This window comes from Pseudoalteromonas sp., assembly GCF_041613455.1.
Lineage (GTDB): Bacteria > Pseudomonadota > Gammaproteobacteria > Enterobacterales > Alteromonadaceae > Pseudoalteromonas.
In genome coordinates, this window is record NZ_JBFJHD010000016.1 from 23,548 (window position 1) to 37,012 (window position 13,465).

The 13,465-nt window shown below is 43.6% G+C and carries 13 protein-coding genes; 10 read left to right on the forward strand and 3 right to left on the reverse strand.

What is annotated here, in order from left to right; translation table 11 throughout:
• Positions 1–102: 102 nt before the first annotated feature.
• The 3 genes from tolC to ABYB02_RS03275 all read left to right on the forward strand — a co-directional run bounded on the left by tolC (position 103) and on the right by ABYB02_RS03275 (position 3,119).
• A complete protein-coding gene (tolC, locus tag ABYB02_RS03265) occupies positions 103–1,458 on the forward strand; it encodes an outer membrane channel protein TolC (RefSeq protein ID WP_372761022.1) in 1,356 nt (451 codons plus the stop codon).
• 99 nt (positions 1,459–1,557) lie between these two features.
• Complete coding sequence (gene lpxL, locus ABYB02_RS03270) at positions 1,558–2,481, forward strand: LpxL/LpxP family Kdo(2)-lipid IV(A) lauroyl/palmitoleoyl acyltransferase (RefSeq protein WP_372761024.1); 924 nt, start codon at positions 1,558–1,560, stop codon at positions 2,479–2,481.
• A gap of 59 nt (positions 2,482–2,540) precedes the next feature.
• Positions 2,541–3,119, forward strand: a complete 579-nt coding sequence (locus ABYB02_RS03275; protein WP_372761026.1) for a TcpQ domain-containing protein — start codon at positions 2,541–2,543, stop codon at positions 3,117–3,119.
• Between the two features lie 49 nt (positions 3,120–3,168).
• Here the strand turns inward: ABYB02_RS03275 and glnE are convergent, their stop codons facing one another.
• Positions 3,169–5,964 carry a bifunctional [glutamate--ammonia ligase]-adenylyl-L-tyrosine phosphorylase/[glutamate--ammonia-ligase] adenylyltransferase gene (gene glnE, locus ABYB02_RS03280; RefSeq protein ID WP_372761028.1) on the reverse strand — a complete coding sequence of 932 codons (2,796 nt, stop codon included), beginning with the start codon at positions 5,962–5,964 and terminating at the stop codon, positions 3,169–3,171.
• Positions 5,965–6,043: 79 nt separating this feature from the next.
• On the opposite strand from glnE, the gene ABYB02_RS03285 reads away from it, so the two are divergent.
• From ABYB02_RS03285 to ruvX, 6 genes are all read left to right on the forward strand, one after another.
• Positions 6,044–6,937, forward strand: coding sequence for a hypothetical protein (locus tag ABYB02_RS03285; protein WP_372761030.1), 894 nt, complete (start codon positions 6,044–6,046; stop codon positions 6,935–6,937).
• 93 nt (positions 6,938–7,030) lie between these two features.
• Positions 7,031–7,510, forward strand: coding sequence for a hypothetical protein (locus ABYB02_RS03290; RefSeq protein WP_372761042.1), 480 nt, complete (start codon positions 7,031–7,033; stop codon positions 7,508–7,510).
• Between the two features lie 64 nt (positions 7,511–7,574).
• A complete protein-coding gene (gene rsmE / locus ABYB02_RS03295; RefSeq protein ID WP_372761032.1) occupies positions 7,575–8,309 on the forward strand; it encodes a 16S rRNA (uracil(1498)-N(3))-methyltransferase in 735 nt (244 codons plus the stop codon).
• A 56-nt stretch (positions 8,310–8,365) separates the two neighbouring features.
• Positions 8,366–9,316 carry a glutathione synthase gene (gene gshB / locus ABYB02_RS03300; protein ID WP_372761034.1) on the forward strand — a complete coding sequence of 317 codons (951 nt, stop codon included), beginning with the start codon at positions 8,366–8,368 and terminating at the stop codon, positions 9,314–9,316.
• 153 nt (positions 9,317–9,469) lie between these two features.
• Complete coding sequence (locus tag ABYB02_RS03305) at positions 9,470–10,027, forward strand: YqgE/AlgH family protein (protein ID WP_372761036.1); 558 nt, start codon at positions 9,470–9,472, stop codon at positions 10,025–10,027.
• Positions 10,028–10,038: 11 nt separating this feature from the next.
• Positions 10,039–10,488: a Holliday junction resolvase RuvX gene (gene ruvX, locus ABYB02_RS03310; RefSeq protein WP_372761038.1), complete on the forward strand. Its 450-nt coding sequence runs from the start codon at positions 10,039–10,041 to the stop codon at positions 10,486–10,488.
• A gap of 51 nt (positions 10,489–10,539) precedes the next feature.
• On the opposite strand, the gene ABYB02_RS03315 is transcribed toward ruvX, so the two are convergent.
• Together ABYB02_RS03315 and ABYB02_RS03320 are read right to left on the reverse strand one after the other, a co-directional pair.
• Positions 10,540–11,676, reverse strand: coding sequence for a PilT/PilU family type 4a pilus ATPase (locus ABYB02_RS03315; protein WP_372761039.1), 1,137 nt, complete (start codon positions 11,674–11,676; stop codon positions 10,540–10,542).
• 9 nt (positions 11,677–11,685) lie between these two features.
• The gene (locus ABYB02_RS03320) at positions 11,686–12,726 is read right to left on the reverse strand and encodes a type IV pilus twitching motility protein PilT (RefSeq protein ID WP_372761040.1); all 1,041 of its coding nucleotides are present in this window, start codon (positions 12,724–12,726) and stop codon (positions 11,686–11,688) included.
• Positions 12,727–12,728: 2 nt separating this feature from the next.
• Here ABYB02_RS03320 and ABYB02_RS03325 point away from each other — a divergent pair, with 2 nt between their 5' ends.
• A complete protein-coding gene (locus tag ABYB02_RS03325; protein ID WP_372761041.1) occupies positions 12,729–13,442 on the forward strand; it encodes a YggS family pyridoxal phosphate-dependent enzyme in 714 nt (237 codons plus the stop codon).
• Positions 13,443–13,465: the final 23 nt, after the last annotated feature.

The following is a 13,465-nucleotide window of genomic DNA, read 5'->3' on the forward strand; positions in this document are numbered from 1 at the left end:
TTACACTTGAAAACCTTGTTTTACTAAAATTTTTTTTAGTTATTAGCTAAAACAGGTTAATATGCTCAATAGTACAAAATTTGTCTAAGGACTGAACTACACATGAAAAAGAACATCCTTGCGGCGCTGGTTAGTTTATCATGCGCAATTAGCGCTACGGCAGCCCATGCTGAAGATTTATTGCAAGTTTTTGAAATTGCCACAGCTAACGATCCTACCGTGTTAAAGGCAAAAGCCCAAGCAGACGCACAATCTTATCAAAGCGACCGTGCAATGAGTGCACTGTTACCACAAATTGGCTTAAGCATTGGCTACGAAAAAAGTGATGCAACTTCTTTTCAAATTGATGAAAGCACGTTTAATCAAGTAAAAATAAACAGTGAAACAGACCAATTCACCCGAGGGGTTAGCTTAAGTCAAACGCTATTTAATTTAGCAGCTTGGAATAACCTCGCAATCGCTGACAAACAAGCACTACAAGCCAGTGCACAATATGACTTTGCTAAACAAGATTTAATTGTGCGTGTTGCCGACGGCTACTTTAGTGTATTAAGTGCTATTGATAACCTTGAATTTGTTAAAGCCGAAAAGCGTGCCATTGAACGTCAATTAGAACAAACTAAGCAACGTTATGCCGTGGGCCTGACCGCCATTACCGATGTACATGAAGCACAGGCACAGTTTGATAACTCGGTTGCTCGTGAAATAGTAGCCAGTAATGCCGTTGAAACAGCCCGTGAGCAACTGCGTGAAATCACCGGTAAATACCATGCCAAACTCGACTTTTTAAATACCGACACCTTCTCTACGGTCAAGCCGACCAAACCGGCTAGCGACTTAGTAAAAATAGCCGAACAGAAGAACTTAAATTTACAAGTGGCAAAAGTAACGGTCGATATTGCTAAAGATCAAATTGAACTGGCAAAAGCCGGTCACTACCCTAAGTTAACGCTGGATGCGCGTTACGGTGATTCATTAACCGACCGTAACATCAATGGCACTCAGTTTAATCATCAACCCCGCGGCGATTCAACCTCGATTGGTATTAACCTCAGTGTGCCGCTTTATTCTGGTGGTGCCACCGTTGCAGCAAGCAATCAAGCGCGGGCGTTTTATGTGGCAGCCAGCCAAGATTACGAAACCAGCTATCGCGCAATTACTCGCACCGTTATTACCTCTTACAACCAAGTGGTATCAGACATCGCCACCTATAGAGCGCTTGAACAAGCGGTTATTTCTGCCGAAAGTGCACTAAAGGCTACCGAAGCGGGCTTTGAAGTGGGTACCCGTACCATTGTTGATGTATTGGTAAGTACACAAAACTTATACAATGCTAAACGTAATTTAGCCGATGTACGCTACCGTTATGTGGTGTCGACACTGCGCTTAAAACAAGCTACAGGCACCTTAACCAGTGCCGACTTAATGGCGATTAACCGTGGCTTACATGCCAGTTAATAGCTGCAACTAACGCCTTATAAAGCCAGCTGTTGCTGGCTTTTTGTATTTCACAGCGCTTAGCGTTAAACTACTGTTTTTATTTTTAGAGAGTTTTTTGTGGTTACCTCATCTCCTTTTAAAATATCTTTTTTAGCGCCTCGTTACTGGTTAACTTGGCTGGGTGTGTTTTTTTTATATTTGATCTCTTGGTTACCACAAAAATTACAGTTGGCGATGGGCAAGCAATTGGGACGCTTAGTATATAAGTATATGAAGCGCCGTCGCCATATTGCGACCGTCAACATTAAACACTGCTTTCCTGAAATGAGCGACACAGAGCAGCAGGCGCTAGTACTAAAAAACATGGAAAACACCGGTATGGCCATGGTCGAAACCGGGATGGCATGGTGGTGGCCTACATGGCGTGTGCAAAGAGCCTATGGTTCTATTAAGGGATTAGAGCACTTTGAGCGTATTCAAGCGTCAGGAAAAGGTGTGTTACTGCTGGTGCCGCACATCTTGCATTTGGAAATGGCGAGCCGAGTAATGGGCCTAAAGCACCAAGGTTTAGGTTTTTACCGCCCACATAACAATGCCTTAATGGAGTATTTTACCACTAATGGCCGACTGCGTTCTAACGAGTATTTAATTGGCCGCAAAGACGTTAAAGGCTTATTAAAAGCGCTGAAAAATAAAAAAATATGTTATTACTTACCCGATCAAGATTATGGCCGCAAGCATTGTGAATTTGTGCCATTTTTTGCCGTGCCCGACACCGCAACCACCACAGGGACACTGATTTTTGCCGGCAGTAAGCACTGTGAAACGGTAAGTCTTATTAGCTATCGCGATGATAACGGCAAATACCACTTAGAGATCCTGCCCGAGCTGGAAAATTTTCCCAGTGGCGATGACAAAGCCGATGTCACCCGTGTTAATCAGCGCATGGAGCAGGCAATAAACGCGGCGCCGGAGCAATATATGTGGCTGCATCGTCGCTTTAAAACACGGCCAAATAAAGATAGCCCTTCATTTTATTAACAATAGTGGTATAACATTAACAATTACAATTACAATTAAAATAACAATGAGCACTCACTATGTGGTTTTGGGTTAAACACTTATCACTGGCTGTGATACTAATTATACTCGCGTTGTACTTTTTATTAGGCAACGGACCGGTCATTGATTTTAAACAGACAGAAAATTCTGCCGCGCAGGGATTAACGAATTTTTACGCAAAAATTCGTAATCAAGTGACCACCAGTAAGCAACGTGAGCAGTTTGTTTTAACCCTAGAAAAACCAGCGCAAACGCTCGATCGCGTGTTAGCCGAGCGCGCTCGTCAAGTACAACCTATACCTCAAGATTGGACCGGAAACGAAGCGCCAAGGCGCTTTGAAGATGGCTCAACCCTCAAACAAGTACTTTCTCAGTACGCTAAAAATGAAGGCATTGAGCTGTATTGGTATTTAAGTAAAGACTACGTAGTTAAAGACCACTTTAGAGTAGACAGCAATTTTATTTCAGCGCTCTATCAAGTAGGTCGCGCTATCAATGATGACTTTGAAAGCGAAGTATTTACCTACTTATGCCATCAACACCGAGCAGCGGTTATTACCGAACTGCCTTCGGAGTTTGTGCGCACCAACTGCTTACAACTTAAAACTAAAGCTTAACGCTGCACTTTGCTACTCCTACGCTTCATTGAGTAGCAAAGTGAGCCAGTTAGTTTGCATTAAATATGTGCTGCCAAATGGCGCTGACATTGTTAATGTCCTCACTAAATTCGCTGCGCGCTACACAGCGTCCTTGTTGATCTAAACTCAGCACATGATAGCGCGAGCGGTAATTTATATACGCTTGAATCAATTGCTGCTGTTGCTCAGCCGTAATACAGCCTAAGGCAGCCGCATCGGTTAAAATTCTGACATTATCAGAGTAACGACAAAGCTGCTCAAATTGGTGCGCATAGTTAAGCACTAAATATTGAGTAATAAACTCAATGTCTGTCATCGCCCCAACATCTTGTTTTAAATCAAATTGCTGCTCATTACCTTTGGCTAAATGACTACGCATTTTTTCCCGCATGTTTATCACATCCTCTTTCAGCACGCTGTTATCACGCTGCTGGCACAAAATGTTTTTACGAATTTGCGCAAAGCGCTCAACAAATTCAGCTTGGCCTAAAATCAGCCGCGCGCGCACCAATGCTTGATGCTCCCAGGTCCATGCTTGCGTTTGCTGATAATGATTAAAGCTTTCTAAGTTAATCGCCAAAAGCCCTGATGCCCCTTCGGGGCGTAACCGCGTATCTAGCTCATACAAAATGCCCGAGGCGGTGCGGGTATTAAATAAATGCATTAAACGCTGCGCCAGCTTTAGGTAAAACTGTCGCGAATCAATGGCTTTTTCGCCACTGGTTTGGCTACTGCCATCGTGGTTATGGACAAACACTAAGTCTAAATCAGAATCGTACCCCACTTCCAAACCACCGGTTTTACCATAAGCAATCACCGCAAACCCTTTGCTCTCATCATTCGTGCCCGGCGGCATACCAAAGCGCTTCACGCAGTGATGCCAAGCAATATTCACCGCTTGATCGACAATCGCCTCGGCCAAGGCGGTTAGGTGGTCGCTCACCTTCATCACATCAAGTACATCGGTGGCATCTGCGGCGGCAATGCGCAGTTGATGAGTTTGCTTAAATTGGCGCAGTGCCTCCATTTGCATTTCTAGGTCGTCGGGTTCAATACGCAAAAAGTAGTGTCTAATTTCATCTTTATAGGCGCTCAATGGCGTGGGCTTGTACAGCACTGCGGGATCTATCAATTCATCGAGCAAGATAGGATACAAAGAAATATGTTCGCCAATCCACTTACTATAACAACACAATAATACTAACTGCTTTAACGCACCGGGGTTTTCGTAGAGTAACTCGAGGTAAGCGGTACGCGAGATAATTTTATTGAGTATTTGGCAAATAACATTAAAGGTGGCTGCACTGGCATTAAAATCGCACATTTGTTTGAGCAACACCGGCATCAGCTTATCTAAAATAGTGCGCCCACGATTACCTACTTTGGCTTTAGCAAGATGGCGTTTAAAATCTTGTAAGGGCACTTGCCAGTCTTCTTTTGGCTTATTTAAAAAGCTCACATCACCGTGATCCCAAGTGCTAATAAACGCTCCTTCACAGGTATCGAGCGGGGTTGTTTCTTCGCCTATTACATGGTTGAACTCATTGTGTATTTGCCCCATCACCTGCTCTAAATTAGCAAATGTTGCAGTAAAGTCAGCATGCCCTAGTAACACATTTAAGCGTTGTTGATTTAGCTCATCTTCAGGGAGTGTTTGGGTTTGTTGATCGTCAAAAATTTGCAAGTATTGCTCTACTTTACGTAGGTATAAATAATTTTTTTTCAGATCACTGGCCTCAAGTTCATCAATCACTTGGTTCGCCGTGAGCTGTTTTAATGCAATAAGTAATGACTGCGTTTGTAGGTTGGCTTCTCGCCCGCCTCTGACCATTTGCAGCGCCTGCACAATAAATTCCACTTCGCGAATACCGCCGGCACCGAGTTTGATATTATTGGTAAGTCGCTTACGGCGGACTTCTTGCGCTATCATTAACTTCATTTTTCGCAGCGACTCTATCACCGAAAAATCAATATAGCGACGATACACAAATGGTTTTAATAACTGGTTAAATTCGTCGACGTACGCATTAGGAGCACCGATTAAACGCCCTTTGAGCATAGCGTAACGTTCCCAGTCGCGCCCTTGCTCTTGGTAGTAGTCCTCAATAGCATTAAAGCTCATCACTAATGGGCCACTTTCGCCAAAGGGGCGTAACCGCATATCCACTCTAAATACTTGGCCATCTACTGTTATTTGGTTTAGTGCGGTTATCAGTTTTTGCGCCACTTTAGTATAAAACACCGAGGCTTCGAGAGAGCGTCGCCCGCCTTGGCTTTTTACATTGCGCGGATAGGCAAAAATAAGGTCGATATCTGAGGAGTAATTAAGCTCGCGGCCACCAAGCTTACCCATACCTAACACCATTAAGGGCAGTGGCTGGTTGTGTTTATCCAGTGGCATTCCGTTGGTTATTGCCACCTGTGCATACGCCCATTGGTTGGCACTCTCAATCAACTTATCTGCTAACAGGCTGATGTATTGCATGCTATTTTCTATCGGGTTATCACAGCAGAGGTCTAAAAACGCTACTTTCAGCCAGTATTTATCTCGGTATTGGCGTAGCATCTTATGGCAATCGGCTTCACTGATGGTACTAAGTTCAGCCTGCTCAAAAGGGTCATGAATGGCGCGATTATGTATTTCACAATCACTCAATAACCACTCTTTTAGCTGGGGGTACGACGATAAGCAGCGCCACGCAAAGTCACTTAACGCGAATAACCGTACAAGCTCTTCTGCTTGCTGTTGCTGTGGATACAGCTGCTGAAAACGTGTTTCGCCAAGTTTTTGTAATTGAATGGGAAGTTGCTGTACATTACTCATCAATACTCTCTTTTATATCATCGATAACCATACTAGAATGATTAAAAACCTATCAAGGTAAATACTACTTAGGAATACCATGTCATATTTGTCATTATCTAACACTAGTTTACTTGCGATTGCTATTAGTTTTGCGGTTATTTGCACTATCATCATAGGCTTAAGAATCATCACTCAGCTCAAAGCCAAGCAAGCGCTGAAAGAAGAGTTAGCACAACACGATAACTTTGCCATGGGCATTAGTTTCGCTTCTGAAATATCGGTAGTAATTGCCACTATGGCGTTTTTATTTGATGAAATAAGTATTAGCACAGCACAATCTAATCCGGTAAAAGTCATTTTTGTGATCTGCTTATTATTTCTATTTATTAAAGTGGGACATTTAATTCATCGCAAATGGATTTTATATCGTTTTAACGAAGAAGCGGCTATTTTAAAACAAAATGTCTGTGCTGCTCTGGTCGATTCTGGCATGCTGATCGCGAACTGCATTATTACTTTAGGGCTTTATACTTGGACCCATACTCAAGGCTTTAGCAGCTTACTGATCGCCTTTGTTAGCTTTTTTGTACTGCATGGTATGTTTGCCTTAGACAGTAAAATACGTGAACAGCGTTTTGCCAGAGCGAATCAAGGGGCATCTTTACAAAGTAACTTCACCTTGGAAAATACCTCAATTGGTATCCGTTATGCGGGTAAGTCTATTGCGTTGGCGCTGGCGGCCTATGCGGGATTGTCTAGCGCTGCGTTTCAAAATGGCAAAATGGTAGAAAACATTTTCACCTTAGTAATGCACTGCGGAGTGATGTGGGTGTTACTTTACTGCTTAACTTATGTTATAAAAAAGATATCGTTACCAAACATTGATACTTCGCTTGAAATAGATCATCAAGATAACATTGGCATTGCTTGCATCGAATTTGCAATTTTTTGTGCGATTGGTTATTTGCTGATTAGTATGTTTTCAATTTAACGTCGAGTAGTGTTTATTCAGTTGTTATACAGCAGTGCTGCTTTATAATTTATTAACATTTGCTTAAATGCAATTTAAATGCAACGGGGCCTTATGCTATTTGACGTAGCCGATTATCTATTGATTGACATAGATAATGAGTTTAGCAAAGCATTTATAGAGCACTACCTCCATAATGCCGAGCAAGCAGCGCCCAGCGGCTTAATTGTAGCTGGCGCAAATACGCGCCAGTTAGTAAAAATGATGTTTAATGAACAAATTAAAGATTACTGCTACTGTGACATTGAAAACGAAATTAGTGTTACTGAACTTGCCAGTTACCTGCACGAACACCACGCTATAAAAGGGGTATTAATTAATCACACCGATTACTTACTAGCCGATGATCGACAGCGCTTTATTTTTAACTCCATGCACGAAACACGCCTTTTAGTTAGTCACACCGAGCAAGGCTATACATTTACTCCCGTTGCCGAGAAAGGCTATGTGAACCACTTATCTTGCCATACTGATAGTACGAGAACAGCAATTGATCTCAGCGAGTTAGCATTGCACTTAAATAAAAAGAATTAATTGCACCAAACGTCTTGCTTACATACCATAGCGTTATATTTCAAGCATAAGTAAGCGATCCCCTATGCGAGTTCCTCATATTTATCAGGCCTCTAGTATTGTTTTAAATAACCCCGTCACCCTTGACGAAGATGCCGCTGGCCACATTGGCCGCGTACTGCGCATGAAAGTAGGCGAGCAAGTGTCTATTTTTGATGGTGAAGGCGGCGAGTTCCGCAGTGAAATAATTGAAGTCACTAAAAAAGTTGTTCGCGTAATGCCGCTCGAATTTAACCCTCATGATGTTGAATCGCCGTTAAAAATCCATTTAGGCCAGTGTGTATCGCGCGGTGATAAAATGGATTTTACTATTCAAAAGTCGGTAGAATTAGGCATTACCGAAATCACACCACTTTTTAGCCAGCGTTGCGGCGTCAAGCTCAGTGGCGAACGGCTTGAGAAAAAACACCAACAATGGCAAAAAATAGCCATTGCTGCGGCAGAGCAATCTGGACGTAACTTTGTACCTGTGGTGCACCCACCCATTGATTTAAAACAGTGGCTAGCCCAGCAAACAGCGGCGATAAAACTCACGCTTCACCCGCGTGCCGAGCACAGTATTAAAACCATTACCGTGCCCAACGACGGCGTGCGCTTTCTGGTGGGTCCTGAAGGGGGCTTTACCGATGAAGAAATGGCACAAACTAAACAACAACACTTTGTTGATGTGCGCTTAGGGCCGCGCGTGCTGCGCACCGAAACAGCGGCATTAACCGTATTAAGTGCTCTACAGCTGCAATTTGGTGATTTAGCTAATTGAAATAACTAAAAGCACCCTCATATCAACATTATTATTTATCTTAAGGCACAGCGCGCATGACAATTAAATTAGGTATTATTTCAGATCCAATCAGTGGGTTTAATATTAAAAAAGACACCGGCTTTGCGATGATGATGCAAGCACAAGCGCGTGGCTACGAAATTTACTATATGGAAATGGATGACTTGTCACTGCGCCAAGGTAATGCCTATGCTACGGCTGCCAAAGCACAAGTGTTTGATGATGCCAATAAATGGTATCAGCTTGAAGAAAAAGCGACTATCGCTTTAGCCGATCTTGACGTGATTTTAATGCGTAAAGACCCCCCTTTTGACACCGAATATATCTACGCCACTTATATTCTAGAACGCGCAGAGCAAGCCGGTGTATTAGTCGTTAATAAACCGCAGAGCTTACGCGATGCCAACGAAAAACTGTTCACAGCATGGTTTAGCGAGCACACGCCAGATACCTTGGTAACCCGTAGCCAACAACAAATCCGTGCGTTTTTAGCTGAGCATAACGACATTATTCTTAAGCCACTGGATGGCATGGGAGGCTCTTCTATTTTTCGCGTAAAACATGACGATGCCAACATTGGTGTTATTTGCGAAACGCTGACCGAACACGGCAGCCGTTTTGCTATGGCACAAAACTATATTCCCGCGATCAGCGAAGGCGACAAACGCGTGTTAGTAGTAGATGGTGAAGTGATCCCTTATTGCCTAGCGCGTATTCCACAAAATGGTGAAACACGCGGTAATTTAGCCGTAGGCGGGCGTGGTGAAGCACGGCCAATTACAGCATCCGATCTTAAAATAGCACAAGCAGTGGCCCCCACGCTTAAAGCAAAAGGCCTTATTTTTGTTGGCTTAGATATTATCGGCGATAAGTTAACCGAAATTAATGTCACCGCGCCTACCTGCGTCAAAGAAATTGAAGCGGCGTACGACATTTCCATTACCGGTATTTTATTCGATGCCATAGAAAAACGCTTGGCAAACTAACACCTTGCTAAGTGGCTATGGGCTCACTCGGCTAATAACTCATTTTAATGCGCTGAGTGAGCGCGCTACTGCTTTTATAGAGCACAATATTTAGCTTTTAAATCATAAATGTATGCCATACTAATAATTCCTTAACTAAAAAAGGTGAAATCTATGCAGTCATTAGAAAATCATTTTTTAATCGCCATGCCGTCGATGCAAGACCCTTTTTTTAAACGTGCTGTGACCTATATTTGTGAGCACAATGAAGACGGGGCAATGGGGCTGGTTATCAACCAACCAATCAATGTAACCGTAGGTGAATTACTCGATAAAATAGACATAGATAACGACAAAACGCAGCAAGCTGCGCAATTAGCGGTGTATGCTGGCGGGCCAGTTAAAACCGACCGTGGTTTTGTGCTGCACTCCCCCAAACCCGGTTATGCTGCAAGCCAAACACTGAGTAGCGATATCATGATCACCACCTCGAAAGATGTGCTTGCTGCTTTAACCACCAAAAATGCACCAGAACAATTTATTATTACCTTGGGCTACTCTGGCTGGGAGCAAGGGCAGTTAGAACAAGAACTATTAGATAATAGCTGGCTGATAATTAAAGCCGATCCAAAAATTATTTTTGACACCCCCGTTGAGCAGCGCTGGGAAAAAGCCGTCTCTATGTTAGGCTTTGATATCAGTCAACTCAGCAGCGAAGCAGGCCACGCTTAATAAGACTAACTATGACAAAAACAAATCGTAAGCCACCCGGCGAGCGCACTGTGATGGGCTTTGACTTTGGCACCAAAAGTATTGGTATTGCTATTGGTCAAGAGCTCACTGGTAGTGCTAGCAGTCTAAAGGCGGTTAAAGCACAAGACGGTATCCCAAATTGGGAGCATATTGCACTACAAGTCAACGAATGGCAGCCCGATCTTATGGTGGTTGGTTTGCCGTTAAATATGGATGGCACCCCGCAAGAGGTGACCTTTAAAGCTAAAAAGTTTGCCAATCGGTTACACAACCACTATGGCATACCGGTACACACTCAAGATGAGCGGCTCACCACCGCCGATGCTAAAGCGCGCTTATTTGCAAGCGGTGGCTATAAAAACTTAGGAAAAGGTAATGTTGATAACATGTCTGCGGTGATTATTTTAGAAAGCTTTTTTGCCAGCAGTTATGGTGAATAATAGTAATAGGCTCTGAGCATCAGAGCCTATTTTTTTGCTGCGAGGGGCAACTTAGCTCAACTTATCTTTATCGTCTAAGCCGTCAATGGTCACCCCTTGTAAAAAGCCCGCACCTTGCTGTTCATTATTGCGCAACTTAATCATTAAGCGTAAGTCATTTGGCGAATCGGCATGATACAGTGCGTCGGCATAGTTAATGCGCTGCTGTCTGTAAAGCTCAAATAACGCTTGATCAAAGGTTTGCATGCCCATTTCGACTGATTTGGCCATGGTTTCTTTGATGCCGCCAATATCCCCTTTTTTAATTTGCTCGGCAACCATCGGCGAATTCAATAATATTTCGATTGCGGCAACCCGCCCCTCTCCATTTGAGGTGGGAATAAGTTGCTGCGCAACGATGGCACGTAAGTTAAGTGCTAAATCATATTTAAGCTTGTCGTGCTTTTCTTTTGGCACTAAATGCATAATCCGATCAATCGCTTGGTTCGCATTATTGGCGTGCAGTGTGGCCACACACAAATGCCCTGTTTCAGCAAAGCTAAGCGCGTACTCCATGGTTTCTTTAGAGCGTATTTCACCAATTAAAATAACATCGGGCGCTTGACGCAATGAGCTTTTAAGCGCCGCTTCAAAACTTTCTGTATCTAAGCCCACTTCTCGTTGCGTGATGATACTTTTGCGATGCTCATGCACGAATTCAATCGGATCTTCAATGGTCAAAATATGACCTCGCTGGTTACGATTACGATAGCCAATCAGTGCTGCAAGCGAAGTTGATTTACCGGTGCCGGTACCACCGACAAACAACACTAAACCACGCTTCGACATAATCACATCGGTTAACGTTGAGGGTAAACCAAGATCCGCCACATTGGGAATTTCGGTGACAATTCGGCGAATAACCATACCGGCTCGGTCACGCTGCCAAAATGCAGAAATACGAAAACGCCCTTGGTCGGTCGCAATCGCAAAATTACACTCTTTAGTGCTGTGAAATTCGGCTTTTTGCTTGGCACTCATCGCCGATTCAACTAGTTCTAGCGCTTCTTCATCACTGAGCTTTTTATCATCAAGGGCGGTTAACTCACCATTAATTTTAGCGCTGATCGGCAGCTGACTAGAAATAAATAAATCAGAGCCTTGCTTCTCTATCATTAATTGTAAAAAACTATTTAAAGAATAACTCATCGCGGATCCTTACCCACTAAACTGGTTTTTATCTTGTGCTTTGGCCTGCGCGGCGGCATTCGTCACAATGCCATGGTTCACTAAATTAGTGAGGCATTGATCCATGGTTTGCATCCCTTGCGACGATCCTGTTTGAATAGACGAGTACATTTGCGCCACTTTATCTTCACGGATCAAGTTACGAATAGCCGGTACCGCCAGCATAATTTCGTGCGCCGCAACACGCCCACCGCCTATTTTTTTCAGTAGCGTTTGCGAAATAACGGCACGTAACGATTCTGACAGCATAGAGCGGATCATCGCTTTTTCTTCACCCGGAAATACATCAATAATACGGTCAATGGTTTTCGGTGCAGAGGTCGTATGTAGGGTACCAAATACTAAGTGGCCGGTTTCTGCTGCTGTCATTGCCAAACGAATGGTTTCTAAATCACGTAACTCGCCCACCAAAATCACATCGGGGTCTTCACGCAGCGCACTGCGCAGTGCATTAGCAAAACTATGCGTGTCGCGGTGCACTTCCCGTTGATTCACTAAGCTTAGCTTATTATCGTGAACAAATTCGATAGGATCTTCAATGGTCAGTATATGGTGATGTTTGGTTTGATTGATATAATCGACCATCGCCGCCAGTGTGGTCGACTTACCCGACCCGGTCGGCCCGGTTACTAGCACTAACCCGCGCGGGTTATCGGCAATCTTTTTAAAGATATCTGGCGCGCCTAAATCGTCTAAGGTCAGAACATCGCTGGGAATGGTACGAAACACCGCCGCAGGGCCGCGGTTAGTATTAAACGCGTTAACACGAAAACGCGCTAAATTAGGCACATCAAACGAAAAATCCACTTCGAGGTTTTGTTCGTAGTCCTTACGCTGATTATCGTTCATAATGTCGTAAACAAGGCCATTTACGTCTTTTTCTCCAAGTGCAGGTATATTTATACGCCGCACATCGCCGTCTACACGTATCATAGGTGAAACACCTGCTGATAAATGTAAATCGGATGCATTGTGTTGCACACTAAACGCCAATAATTCGGTAATATCCATTTATGACTCCACCACTCACTGATAAATATATGGTTACAATAGCAGAACGACTCACATCCGCCTACGCTAGAATTGCCGCTGCAGCAAAAAACTCACAGCGAAACAGCAACGAAATCAGCTTACTAGCTGTATCAAAGACAAAACCAAGCGCAGCGATTATAGCCGCTTATGAGCACGGCCAACGTCATTTTGGCGAGTCTTATGTTCAAGAAGCTGTAGATAAAATAGCGCACCTACAAGCATTTAGCGACATCATTTGGCATTTCATTGGCCCTATTCAGTCAAATAAAAGCGCCTTAGTCGCGGCGCAATTCGATTGGGTACAAAGTGTTGATCGTATTAAAATAGCAAAACGCTTAAATAGCCAACGGCCAACCACTAAAGCCGCACTCAATGTGTTGATTCAAGTGAATATCAGTTTTGAGCCAGCAAAGTCTGGCTGCCACCCTAATGAAATCACTGAACTGGCTGATTTTATTAACCAATGTGAGCATTTAACCCTGCGTGGCTTAATGGCTATTCCCGCTAAAACCGCGGATCCTCAGCTGCAACTACAATATTTTGAGCAATTGCAAACTTGCTTTGATAAACTACAGGCCTTATATCCTCAAGTAGATACGTTGTCGATGGGGATGAGTAACGATGTAGAAGCTGCAATTGCTGCAGGCTCAACCATGGTGAGGATCGGCACAGACATTTTTGGCACACGAACTTAAAAGGTGATAACAGACATATGTCA

What these genes read in the sequence shown, in the direction of transcription:
- glnE (WP_372761028.1), bottom strand. Translation starts at nt 5,964, where the DNA reads ATGAGTAATGTACAGCAACTTCCCATTCAATTACAAAAACTTGGCGAA.
- tolC (WP_372761022.1), top strand. Translation starts at nt 103, where the DNA reads ATGAAAAAGAACATCCTTGCGGCGCTGGTTAGTTTATCATGCGCAATT.
- ABYB02_RS03290 (WP_372761042.1), top strand. Translation starts at nt 7,031, where the DNA reads ATGCTATTTGACGTAGCCGATTATCTATTGATTGACATAGATAATGAG.
- ABYB02_RS03305 (WP_372761036.1), top strand. Translation starts at nt 9,470, where the DNA reads ATGCAGTCATTAGAAAATCATTTTTTAATCGCCATGCCGTCGATGCAA.
- ABYB02_RS03275 (WP_372761026.1), top strand. Translation starts at nt 2,541, where the DNA reads ATGTGGTTTTGGGTTAAACACTTATCACTGGCTGTGATACTAATTATA.
- ruvX (WP_372761038.1), top strand. Translation starts at nt 10,039, where the DNA reads ATGACAAAAACAAATCGTAAGCCACCCGGCGAGCGCACTGTGATGGGC.
- ABYB02_RS03315 (WP_372761039.1), bottom strand. Translation starts at nt 11,676, where the DNA reads ATGAGTTATTCTTTAAATAGTTTTTTACAATTAATGATAGAGAAGCAA.
- ABYB02_RS03325 (WP_372761041.1), top strand. Translation starts at nt 12,729, where the DNA reads ATGACTCCACCACTCACTGATAAATATATGGTTACAATAGCAGAACGA.
- ABYB02_RS03285 (WP_372761030.1), top strand. Translation starts at nt 6,044, where the DNA reads ATGTCATATTTGTCATTATCTAACACTAGTTTACTTGCGATTGCTATT.
- rsmE (WP_372761032.1), top strand. Translation starts at nt 7,575, where the DNA reads ATGCGAGTTCCTCATATTTATCAGGCCTCTAGTATTGTTTTAAATAAC.
- ABYB02_RS03320 (WP_372761040.1), bottom strand. Translation starts at nt 12,726, where the DNA reads ATGGATATTACCGAATTATTGGCGTTTAGTGTGCAACACAATGCATCC.
- gshB (WP_372761034.1), top strand. Translation starts at nt 8,366, where the DNA reads ATGACAATTAAATTAGGTATTATTTCAGATCCAATCAGTGGGTTTAAT.